Raw genomic sequence first — 16,710 nt, 5'->3', positions numbered from 1 at the left:
ACATGAATTCAAAATTCCTAAAAAACTCAGTCATTGTGGTACTGCTGTTTGCTGTGCTATTTTTGACGCTATTCAACCTAAAAAAGTCGAGTGAGCTCAACGAGCTTAAAAATGTATTTAAAGAGGAAAAAGCTGATTTAAAAAATGCCCTAGACGAAATGATCAAGGACTACACCGATGTTGTGGTTCGAAAAAAAAGCCTATCAAAACGCCTTCGCGTCGAGGTTCAAAAAATGAAAGACCTTCGTGATTCTGTGGCTAAACTACAAGGGCATAACTACAATCTAATACGACGCTATCGAAGTAAAATAGCGAGTTTGGAGCGCGAAAACAGGCGTTTGTTTATCAAAATTGACTCGTTGAGCACTGCGAACCAAGCGCTGGCGCAGGAAAATGTGATTACCAACGAAATATTAGAGCAAAAGGAAACCATCAATACCAAACTCGAAGAAAAAAATAAAATCCTCGCTGAAAAAGTAGCGATTGCCTCAAAAATTGACATTAGTCCGGTAAAGGCTATAGCCATGAAAGAGCGCAGTAGTGGTAAATTGACATCGACCTCGCGTTCGAGCAGATGCGATGCCTTTAAAATTAACTTTGATCTTTTGGAGAATCCGGTGACCGAATCGGGTAAAAAAATGGTATACATCCAAATCATCGATGAAGATAAAAATGTGGTGACTCCAAAGGGGAAAGCCAGTTTGAAAAACGGAAACAAAATCCTTTACAGTGACTCACTAGCTGTAAATTACGACAACAACCGATTGAGTTTAGTGTCGTTAATTTTGGTAAACAGAGACGATATCAACCGAGGCAAATACACCATCAGCGCATTTGTTGATGGCCGCTACTCGGGCAATTCCACTGTAAAACTCAGGTAAAAAATACACGAGCTATTAAAAAGTGGAGATTGCAAAATCTTCACTTTTTTTTATGTTCTTAATTCATAGTTTAAAAGCTTATTATATTTTTGCATTATGGCAAAACAAGAAGATCAATTTAAAAAAGTAATTTCACACGCAAAGGAGTACGGATACATCTTTCAATCTTCTGAAATTTACGACGGACTTAGCGCTGTGTACGACTACGCCCAAAACGGTGTAGAGTTAAAGAAAAACATTCGCGACTACTGGTGGAAAGCCATGGTTCAAATGCACGAGAATATCGTAGGGATAGACGCGTCTATCTTAATGCACCCAACCACCTGGAAAGCTTCGGGCCACGTAGATGCATTCAACGATCCTCTTATCGATAACAAAGACAGTAAAAAGAGGTACAGAGCCGATGTATTGGTAGAGGATTACTGTGCTAAAATCGAGACCAAAATTGAAAAGGAAGTCAAAAAAGCAGCGAAACGCTTTGGAGACGCTTTTAATAAAGAAGAGTTCGTAAGCACGAACCCAAGAGTCTTAGGGTATCAAGAGAAAATCGATTCGATTTTGAAACGCTTAGGGCAGTCGTTGGAAAAAGAAGATTTAGCCGACGTAAAAAGCCTAATTGAAGAACTCGAAATTGCCGATCCGCTGACAGGAAGCAAAAACTGGACAGATGTCAAGCAATTTAACTTGATGTTTGGAACTCAGTTAGGAGCCTCTGCTGATAGCTCAATGAAAGTATACTTGCGCCCGGAAACAGCACAGGGAATCTTTGTTAATTTCCTCAACGTGCAGAAAACTGGAAGAATGAAAATTCCTTTTGGTATTGCACAAACTGGAAAAGCGTTCCGTAATGAAATCGTAGCACGTCAGTTCATCTTTAGAATGCGTGAATTCGAACAAATGGAAATGCAATTCTTTGTAAAACCAGGGACGCAAAAAGAGTGGTATAACCAGTGGAAAGACACTCGTTTAAAGTGGCACTTATCATTGGGAATGGGTGCGGACAATTACCGTTTCCACGACCACGAAAAATTAGCGCACTACGCCGATGCTGCTGCTGATATCGAATTCAAATTTCCATTTGGATTTAAAGAATTGGAAGGAATTCACTCTCGTACAGATTTCGATTTAAAAGCTCACGAAGAGTTCTCAGGTAAAAAACTACAGTATTTTGACCACGAAGACAATCAGAACTACGTTCCTTATGTAGTGGAAACTTCTATTGGTTTAGATCGTATGTTCTTAGCAGTTTTTGCAAATTCACTACAAGAAGAGGAGTTGGAAAACGGTACTACGCGTACGGTATTGAAATTACCTGCGGTATTGGCTCCGACCAAAGCTGCCATTTTACCACTAGTGAAAAAAGATGGACTTCCTGAAGTAGCTCGTCAAATTGTAGACGATTTAAAATGGGATTTCAACGTAGCATACGATGAGAAAGATGCCGTAGGACGTCGTTACCGCCGTCAAGACGCAGCGGGTACACCCTTCTGTATCACTGTAGACCACGATACCTTAGAAGATCAATCTGTGACTATTCGTCACCGCGACACTATGGAGCAAAAACGCGTTAAAATAAGCGATTTAAGAGCCATCATCAAAGAAGAGGTTGATGTACGCACTTGGTTGCAAAAAATGAAATAAAACGAGCTAAAATTAGCTTAATTGGCCTGTCTGACTTCGGTTGGACAGGTTTTTTTATTCTCTTGAGCGTTCCCTGCTAATTATGTGTATTTTTGTGGAGAATTCAATAGTATCAAGAACCATGCAAACCTTAGTAAAAATACTCTTTTTCATTTTCGTAGCTTGGATGCTTGTCGGCGCCTACCTACTCAACACAGCACACCCCAAAGCACAAGTTGTTATGGGACTCGGTGTTTTGTTTATGGCCTTTATCCTCATGCCGGTTTTTATTTACCATCGCTATCGAGACGGGAAGTACAAAAAATACATTATCAACAACGACACCAATAATAAAAACAAAAAAGACTGATGTTTCCATCAGTCTTTTTTTATGCATGATCTTTCCTTTCCTTATTTCAAGGTAGGAGAGTAATTTGTCGGATAATTTTTAGCCTTAGCCAAACCGTCTTTTGCATCTTTAAAGTTAGATCCGTAGGTTTTATCGATAGCCTTTAACATCTCGTTTGCCATTAAAGCATAACCTCTTGCAGTTAAGTGCACACCGTCTAAACTCACCAAGCCTCCAAATACGAACCTAGTACTCATATTGAATTCGTCAAATACTAAACCAGTGGTTGACGCTTGTTGTAAGATAGCTTTTAAATCAACTACAGCCAATCCTTTAGCAGTCGCTACAGAAGTAATCGTATTGTTGTACGCATCTACCGCTGTTTTTAACTCAGCTACCTCGCTTTTTGTCAAGACCCACTTATCTTCTAAAGGTAAGGTAATTCCTTCAGCAGAGAATTGTCCTGCAACCGCTTGTGGCAATCCTTGTCCCATCAATGCTTGTACGCTTGCTCCATTCACAGTTCCAATAATACCACTACTAGGCAATACGATATAATCATCAGCCGTTGCTGGTCTTGCCTGCCCATAAGTACGTCCTAAAAGCGTTGCTACCAATGGTGCTGCCGCTGCAGGAAGTCCGAACTGTTGTACGAACGCTGGAAACTGAGGGTTTGCATTTAAAGCCGCTGTGATTTGACCTTCTAAGTTCACCAAACTTTCATCCTTAATAACTACAGGATTCGCTTGGTCTGCCTTAAACTGGATGATACGATTAGGCTGATTGATTGCCGGATTCGAAAAAATCTGATTTAAGGCACCGTATACAGTATTAATACTTGCCAACTGTCCTTGTAAAGCAGCATTCGTTCTAGGATCTAATGGATTGTGGGGTACTGTTGTAAAATACGGTAACGAATTAACGTAAGGTACCGTTCCTACCACTCCTTTAGCTCCTCCGGCCGTCAATGCATTGACCATGGCAGTAAACGATTGAGCAAATACTCCTGGATCCGTAATATCTGTTGGCCCGTAGGTAGCAGGGTTGGTATTACCTGTTTGATTGGTACCAACACCTCCGGCAATGGCATACCCTAGTACGTCATTTCCTCCAATTTCTGACAAACTAAAAAACGTTGGTTGCTTAGACGCCGCCTCAGCAATAACTGTAGATTGCGTAGGTGCCATGCGTCCGAAATAAGGATTCAAAGCCGCGTACCCTGGAGTTACAAAGTGAAAACTCTTTGCTCCTGGAAGTCCGTAGTTATTAAAATTTGGTGCGTTGGTTGCTGCAGTTCCTACTACAGTTCCTGGCTTGTCAGTCAAGCGCTTTGGCTTCTGTGTTTGCGCATCGAAATAAAATCTTTGGTCCTGAGCAACAGCTCCTGCTGACGTTACCATTCCTCCGATATTATCGGCCATTAACGGCTGCACAAAATCGCCTCCGCCGACCATTTTAAACTTAGACGCAAGTGTATTTGGAAACGAGTATTGTTGTCCAGTTTTAAACAGGGCTCCGTCAGAAAAACCTGCAGTGAAAGAAGCTCCTACTGCCACGTATTTCGAAAAGTCCACACTTCCTGCGTCTAACTTAATTGTATTTTCTGCGTCTTTAATTTCTGGCAATGAATTATCCACGTCACAGGCAGTAAACCCAACGAGCATTGCAGAAAGAAAAGTATATTTTAAAGTATTCTTCATGTTTCTTCTTTTTAGTTATTGATAGTCCAAGAAATGTAGTACTGTGAACCAACGGCTCCTACCCCTGGTGCACTGATAAACTCCTCACCTGTCAAGTTTGTTCCTCCCAACTTAAATACCGACTTGATAGAAGGTACGCTGTAGTTAATTTGAGCATCGAGTACTGTTCTTTCTTCAACAGTTCCTTCTAAGAAAGTAGACTGCCAATAAAATTCATTTTGCCAACGACCACTGATGTTAAATCCGAAGTTCTCAAATAGATTTGGATGTCCAAACTGCACCTTAAGCTTGTGCTCAGGCGTGTTGAATCCAGCTTCGAAATCAGGATCTTTTGACTGGTCAAAATCAAATTTAGACCACGTATAGTTCATTCCTACAGTATATCCGTTGAAAACCTTAGTGTTTAATCCTAACCCTACTCCGTATGAATTTACGTCAACAGTTGAATTTGTTTTTACACTAAATGTTCTTACTAAATCTCTGTTTGTAAGATTTGCAGGAGTCACTGGAGTTGTTGGGTTGATTAATACCAATACATCTTTGTTCGCGATGAAATCAGAATACATGTTGTAGTAAGTACTAAAGTCAACCGATAATTTTTTATCTCCAATTGGTAAAGCGGCACGGTATCCGATCTCGAAAGACTTTACTTTCTCAGGTTTTACCAATGCTGTTTGTGCCAAGGTAGGCGCTCCAGCAGCAACAGAACTCGCTGAATATCCTCTTGTAAACACATCCGTTCCTGTTAACGTAAACGAATTTCCAGCAACGTCTGATACTTGCGACGAGAAACGTGTTAAGTTATCAGGAGCAGTACCTAAAATGAATCCAGCACCTGTCGCTAATCCGATGTATTGATCTTGTGTTGTTGGATTTCTAAATCCTGTTTGGAACGACGCTCTGAAGTTGTGATTCTTATCTTCACCAGCTGCATACGCTAACGAGATTCTCGGGGTAAAGTTTCCTTTAAAGTTATCTGACTTATCGTAACGGATAGACCCAGTAAACTTCAAACGATCGTCTAACATTTTCTTTTGAACCTGCGTATAAATACCGTATTCACCGTATTCGATAGGTCCGTCTGCATCGGTATAAATAGTACCAAATGAGTTCAATCGGTACTGACGGTACGATCCTCCAAACTGCACCTCAGCCCAGTCGATATAATCGCGTAAATTCAAGTTACCATCTGCGTGGTAGTAGCTCGTTTGATCTCTAAACTTAGATCCTGTTAATAAATCTGGATCTGAAGTTACCTGGTTAAATAAGTTTTGGAATTGCGCTGATCCTGGTAATGGGCGACCTGTATCGGCAACCTGACGTGCCACTGCATGTGATCCAGAATTTAAATACGCTACTGCGTACTCGTTAAACCACTGTGTGTTTGACTTCCACTTGCTGTTCATGTTGATCGCAGCAAAACGCGTATCATACGAGTCCCCTGCGTCTTCTCCTGCGTAGTAACCTCTAATGAAGAAACTCTTTCCGCGTACTTCTAACTTGTGTTGCTCCATAAAGAAGTTTGCCAAGTTATACCTGTTTTGTCCTTGGTAAATAGTATTACCTGTACCGAACTTAGAATTCCAAATAATTTCTACACGGTCATTTCCTAAAGGACGGTAGTGCATCGATCCGTTGAACTTAACACTGCGAGCTTCGTTACTCATTAAGTCAACTTCTCTGTATCCCGTTCTACTTACTTTTCCGATAGCTCCTCCTAAATCGATAGAAACTTCGTCTCCGTAGATGTTTGCTCCGTCGTAATTAGGATCGTCAGCATGGCTCATTCCAGGAATGTATTTCCCTCCGATTCCAGTAGTGTTTCTGTAATCTGTAGCGTGCCACTCTTCTCCTTTTAAATACGACATACTTGCTTTCGCTGCGAAGTAATCGTCAAAGGCATGTGCCATACGCACTGTAAAATCGTAGTATCCGTTATCTCCAGCTGCTTGTTGGCTTGTAAGTCCTGTTTTCAATCCTAAGGTAATTCCCTGATCGTCAAACGGGCTCTTACTGGTCATTAACATGATTCCGTTAAATGCATTCGCCCCGTATAATGCCGAAGCTGCACCTGGTAAAATCTCTACGCTCTTTACATCAACCTCAGATACTCCTAATAAGTTTCCGATAGCGAAGTTCAAGGCTGGTGAAGCGTTGTCCATTCCATCAACCAACTGAACGAAACGCTCGTTTCCAAACGTAGCGAAACCACGAGTGTTCACCGTTTTAAAGGTTAAACCACCCGAGTTAATATCAATTCCTTTTAAGTTTTCTAATCCGTCGTAATACGATGCAGAAGCAGTATTCTTGATCGCTCTTGAATCGAAACGCTCAATAGTCACCGGAGACTCCATTACACGTTCAGGAGTACGAGATGCCGATACCACAACCTCATCAAGAGATGTTACATTCTCTGCTAAACTCACTTCAACAACCTGATTGTTTTGAGTGATTTCAACTTTTTTAGTCTGATAACCTATCAATGAAATTTCAAGAGTGAAAGGAGGTTTATCGGTAACACGAAGTGTAAACTTACCATCAAAATCAGTAGAGGTTCCTACTGCCTTACGTGAAATTTTGATGTTGGCTCCCGGTAGTGGACCACCGAGGGTCGCATCGTTTACCGTACCTGTTATGGTGGTCTGGGCCATCATAATACTACCGTACAGTGCAAATGCAACAAGTAATAATCTTTTCATCATAATGTGTATAATAATTTGTTAACTTAACGCAAAATACGATTTTTTTTCATTTCCAAAATAATTGTGTTAAATTTTATTAAAAACAATAGTATTACTAGGGCCAAATTAGCAAAATCACACTGAGTAATTTGCATGGATTTTAGCCTAGCTATTTTGGAAATCTCCGACAAATCGTACATTTGTGAAAATTTATTTCACCTTGGAAATTAGGCATTCAATTTTTGACTTTACCCCTACTCAAAAAACTTATGTAACCATAGGTACTTTTGACGGTGTACACATAGGACATCAAAAAATCATAAAAAAACTGGTTGCAGAGGCTAAAAAAGCCAATAAGCAATCGGTACTACTCACCTTTTTTCCGCATCCGAGAATGGTTCTTCAAAAAGATGTCAGTATAAAATTGATCAATACTATTGAAGAGAAATCAGAACAATTGCGCCGTTTGGGGCTCGATTGTTTGCTAATCCATCCTTTTAGCAAAGATTTTTCGCGATTAACAGCCCTCGATTTTGTACGAGATATACTGGTCAATCAGTTAAATACCGATAAATTGATTATCGGTTACGATCATCATTTCGGTAAAAACAGAGAGGGGAATATTGAACAACTCACCGAATATTCTCATCTGTACGATTTTGTGGTAGAAGAAATTCCAGCACAGGACATCGATGATGTTTCTGTGAGTTCCACGAAAATCCGAAGGGCACTACAACAAGGACATCTGAAAACGGCAAATGACTATTTAGGCTATGCGTATACTTTGCGCGGCACAGTGGTTACTGGTCAGCAACTGGGTAGTAAAATAGGTTTCCCAACGGCGAATATTCAAATCAAAGAATCGTATAAACTCATTCCTAAAACTGGTGCATACATCGTGCAAGCCCACCTAAACAACGCCGTGGTATACGGAATGATGAACATAGGCATGCGCCCAACGGTGAATGGAACTACTGAAACCATTGAAGTGCACTTTTTTGACTTCAACGAGGACCTCTATGGACGGGAAATTACCATTGAGCTTCTGTACTACCTCCGCGAAGAGCAAAAATTCGACTCTATTGCCACACTGAAACAGCAGCTCGCTACTGACAAACAACAAGCACTGAACTATCTAGACACAGCAATACGTTAAACAGAAATTACTGTAATTACAGCTGTTTTTATGCCAGTACTACTACATTCGGTTACCATTTGTAACGGCAGACCATAAAATATGGAGAAATCGTAGGTAATACTTGTCACAAATTTTATATTTGCCTTAGTTAAAAAAATATAATAATGTTACAGGTTCAGTTTATTAGAGAAAACAAACAAACTGTTTTAGAAGGCTTGGCAAAGCGAAATTTTGCCAATGCAGAAACGATGATAGAGGAGGTATTAAAATTAGATGAAGCCAGGAGAGCTACTCAGGTTTCATTAGACAATGTACTTGCTGAATCCAATAAACTGTCCAAAGAAATCGGTGGTCTTTTTAAAGCTGGAGAAGTTCAAAAGGCAAATCTTTTAAAAGAAAAGACATCACAACTCAAAGAAGACTCTAAACGCCTTTCTGAGGAGTTGAATACGCACAGTAACGATTTACAGAACTTGCTGTATCAGATTCCTAATGTTCCACATGCCTCTGTGGTAGCTGGTAACAGCGAAGAGGATAACGAAGAGATTTTTAAAGAAGGGATTGTTCCTGATTTGGGAGAAAAAGCCTTACCTCACTGGGAGATCGCTAAGAAATACGATATTATCGATTTTGATTTAGGAGCCAAAGTATCGGGTGCTGGTTTTCCTGTTTACAAAGGAAAAGGAGCGCGTTTACAACGTGCGTTAATCTCGTATTTTCTCGATAAAAACACAGCTGCTGGATACAACGAAGTACAGGTACCTCATTTAATTAACGAAGCTTCAGGATACGGAACAGGGCAACTTCCTGACAAGGAAGGACAAATGTACCACGTTACTGGAGATGATCTATACCTCATTCCGACGGCAGAAGTTCCTATCACCAACATGCACCGCGGTGACTTGTTAAAAGAAGCCGAATTACCAAAAGCCTATACGGGATATACGCCTTGCTTTAGACGTGAAGCTGGTAGTTACGGAGCTCATGTACGCGGGTTAAATCGCTTACACCAATTTGACAAGGTAGAACTCGTTCGTGTAGAGCACCCAGAGAAGTCGTACCACGCATTAAACGACATGGTAGAGCACATCAAAGATATTTTGAGAGAATTAAAATTACCGTATAGAATTTTACGTCTTTGTGGAGGAGATACCGGATTTACCGCTGCTCTTACTTTTGACTTTGAAGTGTATTCAACAGCACAAGAGCGCTGGTTAGAAATCAGTTCTGCATCGAACTTTGAGACCTTCCAAGCAAATCGCTTAAAATTGCGTTTTAAAAATAGCGAAGGTAAGAGTCAATTGGCACATACTTTAAACGGAAGCTCGTTAGCGCTACCGAGAGTATTGGCGGCAATTCTTGAAAATTATCAAACGGCTGATGGAGTTAAAATTCCTGAAGTATTAGTTCCATATTGTGGATTCGACCTCATTGACTAAGTACTTTTCAACCGACAAATTCATATAAAAGTAAGTTTCTCCGGAAACTTACTTTTTTAGTTTGCAACGATGGCAACCATCAATCTTTTGTATTTGTTCATTTCTAACAAAGCCTCGAAGTATTGGGCTATTTGACCATTTTTCATAAACACATTGGCTTGTTCTCTTGCAGTTTCGTATTGTCTAGTTAAGTTTTTCATGATGTTCTAAGTTGGATTGTTATCATTAAGACAAAGTCCGTGCCAAAATGTTACAGTATTCTCAAAAAAAATTATTTTTTTAATAGCTTTTTAACAATAAAAACGCAGATACTCAAGAGCACAACGCTTTATTTACTTGATATTCTGCACTTTTTTTAAGAAGTTTGTATACCTGCTTTTTTATTCAGTTTTATGAGAAAATTATTGCTTTTCGTTTGTATGCTCCTCCTCAATACAGGAATTTTTGCCCAGCAAAACTCCTTTGTAATTGCCGAAAACTACTTTCGAAATAGCGAATACGAAAAAGCGCTACAATACTATCAGGAGTTGTATAAAAGTAGCCCGTACAATACGACGTATTTGAAGCGACTCATGAGTTGTTACCAAGAATTGAATCAATTTGACAAAGTGGAGCAAACGCTGGTCAGCAAATTACAGCAATACCCAGATCAATTGTACCTAGAAGTATTGTTAGGACACAACTACGAGCGTCAGCAGCGACATACCGAGGCCAAAGAACACTATGAAAAAGCCATACAGGCAGTACAACAAGGAAACGGCTATGCCAGCGTCATTGCAAACCTCTTCAAAGATTTCAGTAAGTTAGACCTCGCTATTCAAGCCTACGAAACCATCCTCGTCCAAAACCCGAACGCCAACTTTGGATTTCAATTGGCACAAATTTACGGGGAGCAAGGAAATTTTGCCAAAATGTTCAATTCCTATTTTGACCTTGTAGACAAGAATGAAAATTACTTGAGTAATGTCAAGTATTTCAGTAACCGCTACTTGTCAGACAACCCTGATGACCCCAACAACCAATTGTTTAAAAAAGGCTTGTTAAAAAAGTCGATCAGCAACCCCAAAGATATTTGGAACGACTTGCTGGGCTGGTACTTTATCAAGCAAAAGCAATTTGGCAAAGCGCTTATTCAATACAAAGCCTTGTTGGCTCGAAATCCCGACAACCTCGCCAATATTAAAAACCTCAACAGGCTGGCTTTTGACGCCGAGGATTACGATACTTCCGAAAAGTGTTCGGCTTTAATTATTGCCAAAACCAACTACGAGCGCGATAAGTTCAGTGCTATATACATCCAGCTACAAATTGCCATACAAAAAAAATATCCAGATGTTCTTGAACGCTTTGAAAGCATTCTCAAAGAGTACAAAAACTCACGTCATACCATTCCTGTAAAAATTGCTTACGCCAACTATTACAGTTACACCTTAAAACAACCTGAAAAAGGCATCGCCATCCTAGAACAAGCACTGCGAGAAAGTACTAGTAAATTCAGTAAGGGACGCATTAAATTAAATTTGGCACAACTCCTCGTATTTACAGAAAATTTCAACCGAGCGCTAATCTATTTTTCTCAGGTTCAAAGTCAATTTAAAAATCATCCACTGGGTCAAGAAGCTCGCTTTAAGGTTGCCCAAACTTCGTACTTCAAAAACGATTTTAAATGGGCTAAAGCTCAATTAAAAGTCCTCAAAGGCTCTGCCACACAACTCATTGCAAACGACGCAGCAGAACTGTTCTTAACCATTTCTGACAACCAACCCAAAGACAGTACCGCAACAGGGCTAGCTCAGTATTCAAAAGCTGACTTCTTGAGCTATCAACGCAAAAATGACCAAGCGATCCCCATCTTACAAGAATTGATCAGCTCGTATAAAAATCAACCCATTGAAGACGAAGCGCAATACAAACTAGGAGTATTATACATCGATGAAAAAAAATACCTAGAAGCCATCGCTTGTTTTGAAAAAGTGATTGCCATAGACGCAAAGGGAATTCTCGTCGACAACGCCTTGTACCAGTTGGGTAATCTATACCTCAATCAACTCGAGGATACAGAAAAAGCAGCTACTTACTTTCAAAAAATCATTTTTGACCACCCGTCGAGTATCTATTTGATCGACGCTAGAAAAAAATACCGTACACTTCGCGGAGACCAACTGTAAAGAGCCAAAAAAATAATCGTATCTTAGAGAGAAGCCGGTAAAATGCCTTGCCTAGCTATCCAACGAACAGCTGTTTTGCTCTATTTGTAAAAATTAGGGAAACTTATTCGTTTTCAACAGGCAAATTATTGTAGGTAAACCCTATTTTTGCAAAGCAAACAACACAACTGCTCAACAATCACTTTATACTTTAAATACGAAAGGATATGTATATATACAATGTAACTGTAAACGTAGACGAGAGCATTCACAAAGAATGGCTGGTTTGGATAGAAAATCACATTCCAGATGTTTTAGCCACGGGGTATTTTTTGAGTGCTAAAATGACCCAAGTTTTGGTTGAAGAAGAAATGGGAGGCATTACCTACTCTATTCAATACACGGCGAAAACAAGAGAAGATTTAGACAATTATTACAAAAACAGTGCTGATCAACTCAGACAGGACGGATTGAAAAGATTTGCCGATAAAATTCTTGCCTTTAGAACAGAATTGAAGGTGATTAATGAATTCTATCCTACAGCAAAAAACAACTAGACTCTTCACAGAGGTTTCTCAACATAAAATTAGTACGCAACATGACGGTACGCGCAAAAAAACATTTAGGACAGCATTTTTTAAACGATGAAAATATCGCAAAAAAAATTGCGGACACCCTTACCGAAAACGGTTATGACAACGTTTTGGAAATAGGACCTGGTATGGGGGTACTCACGAAATACCTGCTGGCTAAAAAGCCAAAAGTAACCGTGATGGAACTAGATAGCGAGTCTGTTACTTACTTGCACGAAACCTTTCCCTTAGAGCATATTACCTTAGATACAAGTGCGGAAAATTTTCGCATATTAGAAGGTGACTTCTTAAAGCAAAATCTCGAAGAACTGTTTCAGGGAAATCAAGTAGCGATCATCGGAAATTATCCGTACAATATATCGTCACAGATTGTATTTAAAGCTATTGAGAACCGCCATCTCGTTCCTGAATTCTCAGGAATGTTTCAAAAAGAAGTCGCTCAGCGCGTCGCTGAGAAAAAAGGAAGTAAAACCTATGGTATTCTCTCGGTATTAACTCAAGCTTTTTACGATGCTGAATATTTGTTTACCGTTCCACCAGGAGTTTTTAATCCTCCTCCAAAGGTAGATTCTGGGGTGATCAGACTGATCCGCAAGGAGAACCAAGAGCTCCCTGTGGATGAAAAATTGTTTTTCCGAGTGGTGAAAACAGCCTTCAATCAACGTAGAAAAATGCTCCGTTCTAGTTTAAAATCCTTGCAAATTTCGCAGGAACTAAGAGAAGATCCTGTGTTTACCATGCGTCCAGAACAATTGTCCGTAGAAGAATTCATCGAGCTAACTGCTAAAATCGAAAACGATGGCCATAGAAATCACTAGAGAACTACTCAAAGGCTTACAATCGTGTGTAGCCAATCAGAAAGACAAAGAAATACTCGAAACCTTTGAGAGTGTTCATCATGCTGATATCGCCGAGGTTTTAGAAGAGTTAACCTTCGAAGAAGCGCTGTATATCATCCGTTTGCTCGATTCTGAAACGACTTCAGAGGTTCTTATGGATATTGATGAAGATACCCGAGAACGCGTTTTAGGAGAGCTTTCAGCAAAAGAAATTGCCGAAGAAATTGACGAACTCGATACGGATGATGCTGCCGATGTTATTGCTGAGTTGCCCGAAGAACGCAAGCAAGAGGTAATTCAAGAAATTGAAGACAAAGAACACGCGAAGGAGATTGTAGAATTACTCCGTTATGACGAACATTCTGCCGGTGGACTTATGGCCAAGGAATTGGTAAAAGTAAACGAAAACTGGAATGTCATGTCGTGTGTGAAAGAAATGCGCCAGCAGGCGGAAGAAGTAACCCGAGTTCACTCTATTTACGTAGTTGACAACGACGGAAAACTAAAAGGACGGCTGTCTTTAAAAGACCTACTCATGGCCTCTACCCGCTCAAAAATTGCCGATGTCTACATCCCTAATGTAGATTACGTATACGTGCATGACGCAGCGGACGAAGTTGCCAATATCATGCGTAAATACGATTTGGAAGCCATTCCTGTAGTTGATGAATTGGGAGTGTTAGTAGGCCGAATTACCATTGATGACATCGTAGATGTTATCAAAGAGGAAGCGGACAAAGACTACCAGTTAGCAGCCGGAATTACACAAGATGTCGAGGCTGATGATTCTATTTTGCAATTGACCAGAGCGCGACTTCCTTGGTTGTTTTTAGGTCTCATTGGAGGGATTAGTGCTGCCAGTATCATGGGCTTCTTTGACGAAGCACTTTCTAAGAATGCCATTTTATTTATGTTTACCCCATTAATTGCCGCTATGGCTGGTAATGTGGGGGTACAATCGTCAGCGATTATCGTACAGGGATTGGCAAACGACGATGTGAAAGGAAGTGTTGGGAAACGCTTATTGAAAGAAATGTCATTAGCCGCCGTTAACGGTGCTATACTCGCCATACTATTATTCTTTTTTGTACTGGTATCAGAATCGGATATCAACATGGCAATCGCAATCTCAGTTTCTCTGTTCGCAGTGATCGTTGTTGCGGGACTCATCGGTACCTTTATTCCGTTGTTTTTACATAAAAGAGGCATCGATCCAGCCATTGCAACTGGACCGTTTATTACTACCTCTAACGATATTTTTGGTATTCTTATTTACTTTTCAATCGCTAAACTGATCATCGGTTTCTAAGTTATTTAACAACGAGCTTTTGTACGCTGCGCCTTCCCGTATCTGTTCGAATTTCTAATAGGTATACTCCCCCTGAAATACTGCCCAGTTCTAAGCTTGCTCTAGAAACCTTTTTGATTTGTACTCCCGTAGTTGTATACAAAATGAGCTCCTTTACCGAATCGGTCTCCAAAGTTACCTGTACTGCGTTAGTAGCCGGATTTGGGAACACGCGTGCCTGCGAAAGACTTGACTCATTTACCGACATGGTTTTACAACTCGTACTGTACGTTGCATCGGTATCTTTTTCCCAGTTTACATTGACCAAACTAGCGGCCGGATCATCGACCTGAATACACTTTAACAAGGAATTGTTCTTTAATTTCACCGAGGTCAATACCTTATTGGTTCCATTTTTTAGATTTAAATACTCCAACGAATTATCATCGAGGTTTACGGTTGTAAGTACTGTATTTGCGGATAAATCTAGACGTTTTAGTTTCGTGTATGAAGCGTGCAATGACTCCAGTTTTGGGTTACTAGAGAAATCAATGCTCTCCAGTGGATTGCTTACTCCGTTAAAACTTCTCAATTTTGCGTTCTGCGTGAGGTTGAGCTGTTTTACACCATTACTCGCCATCAACAAAAATTCCAACTCCGGGCAATTCGAAACATCGAGTTGAGTCAACTCATTCTCAAAGCAATTTAAATTTCGCAATACTCGATTTTTCGTCAGGTTTAAGGTCTTCAGATGATTGGTTCGTACCCAGAGAAAGCTCAATTTGGGATTTGCCTGAACATCCAAGCTCTTCAACTCATTCATATTGGCAACAAAATACTCCAGATTTGGGCATTTAGAGAGGTCTATTTGCGTCAATTTATTCTGCATAACCGTCAAACGCTTCAAATTGGGATGAGTCCCTAACACCAAGGATTGCAAACCAATTCCAGTGGCTTCCACCCTTTGTAATTTTGAATTTTTAGAAAGATCCAGTTGCGATATGCTATTTCTGGTACATACCAGCCCGGTGATGTTTTCGAAATACTCAATTCCTGACAAATCGGTAATTCCGAGGTTTCCACAGCGCAATTCTCCGGTAAAGGCCTTGGCCTCGGTTACCTGGATTTCTCCATCATTATTGGTATTGATGGTGTAATTCGTAAGCAAATAGTTTTTGAAAATTGCATCCTTAATCGGAACAATATCGTTGGCGTAACCAAGGGTAACAGACAAATTTAAGAGGAAAATTGACAGTAATTTTTTGGTTTTCAACATATTAATTTTATTGATAGTTTCCTCCCAATCTAAGTCAGAATCCTCAATAAAAGATTATCATTTGTTAAAAAATTAATGCCCAGTAACAGCCTCTAATTTTACACTTTCGATTAATTCTTTCGGAATGAACCCCTTAAGCATAAAAAAGGCTCCGAATACGATGAGTAATATTCCCATTCCCTTTTTAATTCGGTAGATGACAAGCGGAGTAAGGGAGCTCTTTAAACGTTTGGCCAACACAATTTTCATAAAATCGGTAGTAGCATACCCGATAATCACGGTTACGAAATACCAAAAAATGGCATTGGGATTCATATTTAAACTCGGTCCTACCATAATCATAATTCCGAGCCATCCTGCCAAGACCCCTACATTGATAAAATTGAGCAAAAACCCGTTTAGTATAAGCTTAAAGTAGTTGTTTGCCTTCGGCACCTCAACTTGACTTTCATCTACTTCCTTTTTATTGTTTTTATCGATATAAGTTATGATACCATACACGATAAGAATGAGACCCCCAATCCAGAATAATCGGGGGTCATCCTTGATTTTTTCTAATAAATTTCTACTTCCGTAATAGGCGATCAGTATAAAGGTTACATCACCCAAAATAACACCAATATCAAAAGCCATGGCCGCACGAGCCCCTTTTAAAATACTAGTCTTTATCAACATAAAGAATACCGGTCCTATCATAAAGGCCATACCCACACCTATTAAAAACGCATTTTTTAACGTAAGGAAATCCATTAGCTATTT

The 16,710-nt window shown here is 39.9% G+C and carries 14 protein-coding genes; 9 read left to right on the top strand and 5 right to left on the bottom strand.

The window, feature by feature from the left end; translation table 11 throughout:
• Nucleotides 1-2: 2 nt before the first annotated feature.
• The 3 genes from ACXAG7_RS04030 (at nucleotide 3) to ACXAG7_RS04020 (ending at nucleotide 2,871) form a co-directional block, all read left to right on the top strand.
• Nucleotides 3-881: a hypothetical protein gene (locus tag ACXAG7_RS04030; RefSeq protein WP_476666042.1), complete on the top strand. Its 879-nt coding sequence runs from the start codon at nucleotides 3-5 to the stop codon at nucleotides 879-881.
• A 96-nt stretch (nucleotides 882-977) separates the two neighbouring features.
• Nucleotides 978-2,522, top strand: coding sequence for a glycine--tRNA ligase (locus ACXAG7_RS04025; RefSeq protein WP_408041898.1), 1,545 nt, complete (start codon nucleotides 978-980; stop codon nucleotides 2,520-2,522).
• Nucleotides 2,523-2,616: 94 nt separating this feature from the next.
• Nucleotides 2,617-2,871, top strand: a complete 255-nt coding sequence (locus ACXAG7_RS04020; protein WP_476666041.1) for a hypothetical protein — start codon at nucleotides 2,617-2,619, stop codon at nucleotides 2,869-2,871.
• Between the two features lie 41 nt (nucleotides 2,872-2,912).
• On the opposite strand, the gene ACXAG7_RS04015 is transcribed toward ACXAG7_RS04020, so the two are convergent.
• Both ACXAG7_RS04015 and ACXAG7_RS04010 read right to left on the bottom strand, forming a co-directional pair.
• Nucleotides 2,913-4,550 carry a G-D-S-L family lipolytic protein gene (locus ACXAG7_RS04015; RefSeq protein WP_408041896.1) on the bottom strand — a complete coding sequence of 546 codons (1,638 nt, stop codon included), beginning with the start codon at nucleotides 4,548-4,550 and terminating at the stop codon, nucleotides 2,913-2,915.
• Nucleotides 4,551-4,561: 11 nt separating this feature from the next.
• A complete protein-coding gene (locus ACXAG7_RS04010) occupies nucleotides 4,562-7,252 on the bottom strand; it encodes a TonB-dependent receptor (RefSeq protein WP_476666040.1) in 2,691 nt (896 codons plus the stop codon).
• Nucleotides 7,253-7,439: 187 nt separating this feature from the next.
• Between ACXAG7_RS04010 and ACXAG7_RS04005 the strand changes: the two genes are divergently transcribed.
• The gene (locus ACXAG7_RS04005; protein WP_408042288.1) at nucleotides 7,440-8,387 is read left to right on the top strand and encodes a bifunctional riboflavin kinase/FAD synthetase; all 948 of its coding nucleotides are present in this window, start codon (nucleotides 7,440-7,442) and stop codon (nucleotides 8,385-8,387) included.
• A 146-nt stretch (nucleotides 8,388-8,533) separates the two neighbouring features.
• Nucleotides 8,534-9,808, top strand: a complete 1,275-nt coding sequence (gene serS, locus ACXAG7_RS04000) for a serine--tRNA ligase (RefSeq protein WP_408041894.1) — start codon at nucleotides 8,534-8,536, stop codon at nucleotides 9,806-9,808.
• Nucleotides 9,809-9,864: 56 nt separating this feature from the next.
• Here the strand turns inward: serS and ACXAG7_RS03995 are convergent, their stop codons facing one another.
• On the bottom strand, nucleotides 9,865-10,008 hold the full coding sequence (locus ACXAG7_RS03995) for a hypothetical protein (protein WP_408041893.1): 144 nt from the start codon (nucleotides 10,006-10,008) through the stop codon (nucleotides 9,865-9,867).
• A gap of 192 nt (nucleotides 10,009-10,200) precedes the next feature.
• Between ACXAG7_RS03995 and ACXAG7_RS03990 the strand changes: the two genes are divergently transcribed.
• The 4 genes from ACXAG7_RS03990 to mgtE all read left to right on the top strand — a co-directional run bounded on the left by ACXAG7_RS03990 (nucleotide 10,201) and on the right by mgtE (nucleotide 14,696).
• Entirely contained in the window at nucleotides 10,201-11,976 is a 1,776-nt protein-coding gene (locus tag ACXAG7_RS03990; RefSeq protein WP_408041892.1) for a tetratricopeptide repeat protein, read from the top strand.
• A 206-nt stretch (nucleotides 11,977-12,182) separates the two neighbouring features.
• A complete protein-coding gene (locus ACXAG7_RS03985; protein ID WP_408041891.1) occupies nucleotides 12,183-12,512 on the top strand; it encodes a DUF4286 family protein in 330 nt (109 codons plus the stop codon).
• A 41-nt stretch (nucleotides 12,513-12,553) separates the two neighbouring features.
• A complete protein-coding gene (rsmA, locus tag ACXAG7_RS03980; protein WP_476666039.1) occupies nucleotides 12,554-13,366 on the top strand; it encodes a 16S rRNA (adenine(1518)-N(6)/adenine(1519)-N(6))-dimethyltransferase RsmA in 813 nt (270 codons plus the stop codon).
• Nucleotides 13,347-14,696, top strand: a complete 1,350-nt coding sequence (gene mgtE, locus ACXAG7_RS03975; protein ID WP_408041889.1) for a magnesium transporter — start codon at nucleotides 13,347-13,349, stop codon at nucleotides 14,694-14,696. Before rsmA ends, mgtE begins: the two co-directional genes overlap by 20 nt.
• 1 nt (nucleotide 14,697) lies before the next feature.
• On the opposite strand, the gene ACXAG7_RS03970 is transcribed toward mgtE, so the two are convergent.
• Both ACXAG7_RS03970 and ACXAG7_RS03965 read right to left on the bottom strand, forming a co-directional pair.
• Nucleotides 14,698-15,951: a T9SS type A sorting domain-containing protein gene (locus tag ACXAG7_RS03970; RefSeq protein WP_476666038.1), complete on the bottom strand. Its 1,254-nt coding sequence runs from the start codon at nucleotides 15,949-15,951 to the stop codon at nucleotides 14,698-14,700.
• Nucleotides 15,952-16,023: 72 nt separating this feature from the next.
• Nucleotides 16,024-16,701, bottom strand: coding sequence for a LysE family translocator (locus ACXAG7_RS03965; RefSeq protein ID WP_408041887.1), 678 nt, complete (start codon nucleotides 16,699-16,701; stop codon nucleotides 16,024-16,026).
• Nucleotides 16,702-16,710: the final 9 nt, after the last annotated feature.

Source organism: Tenacibaculum sp. AWR4_210, from assembly GCF_056160945.1.
The sequence above is the reverse complement of the archived record's forward strand: the minus strand, read 5'-3'. Positions and strand labels throughout refer to the sequence as shown.

Bases quoted from the DNA above. Each gene is read 5' to 3' on its own strand.
- ACXAG7_RS04030 (WP_476666042.1), top strand. From the start codon at position 3: ATGAATTCAAAATTCCTAAAAAACTCAGTCATTGTGGTACTGCTGTTT.
- ACXAG7_RS04025 (WP_408041898.1), top strand. From the start codon at position 978: ATGGCAAAACAAGAAGATCAATTTAAAAAAGTAATTTCACACGCAAAG.
- ACXAG7_RS04015 (WP_408041896.1), bottom strand. From the start codon at position 4,550: ATGAAGAATACTTTAAAATATACTTTTCTTTCTGCAATGCTCGTTGGG.
- ACXAG7_RS04010 (WP_476666040.1), bottom strand. From the start codon at position 7,252: ATGATGAAAAGATTATTACTTGTTGCATTTGCACTGTACGGTAGTATT.
- serS (WP_408041894.1), top strand. From the start codon at position 8,534: ATGTTACAGGTTCAGTTTATTAGAGAAAACAAACAAACTGTTTTAGAA.
- ACXAG7_RS03995 (WP_408041893.1), bottom strand. From the start codon at position 10,008: ATGAAAAACTTAACTAGACAATACGAAACTGCAAGAGAACAAGCCAAT.
- ACXAG7_RS03990 (WP_408041892.1), top strand. From the start codon at position 10,201: ATGAGAAAATTATTGCTTTTCGTTTGTATGCTCCTCCTCAATACAGGA.
- ACXAG7_RS03985 (WP_408041891.1), top strand. From the start codon at position 12,183: ATGTATATATACAATGTAACTGTAAACGTAGACGAGAGCATTCACAAA.
- rsmA (WP_476666039.1), top strand. From the start codon at position 12,554: ATGACGGTACGCGCAAAAAAACATTTAGGACAGCATTTTTTAAACGAT.
- mgtE (WP_408041889.1), top strand. From the start codon at position 13,347: ATGGCCATAGAAATCACTAGAGAACTACTCAAAGGCTTACAATCGTGT.
- ACXAG7_RS03970 (WP_476666038.1), bottom strand. From the start codon at position 15,951: ATGTTGAAAACCAAAAAATTACTGTCAATTTTCCTCTTAAATTTGTCT.
- ACXAG7_RS03965 (WP_408041887.1), bottom strand. From the start codon at position 16,701: ATGGATTTCCTTACGTTAAAAAATGCGTTTTTAATAGGTGTGGGTATG.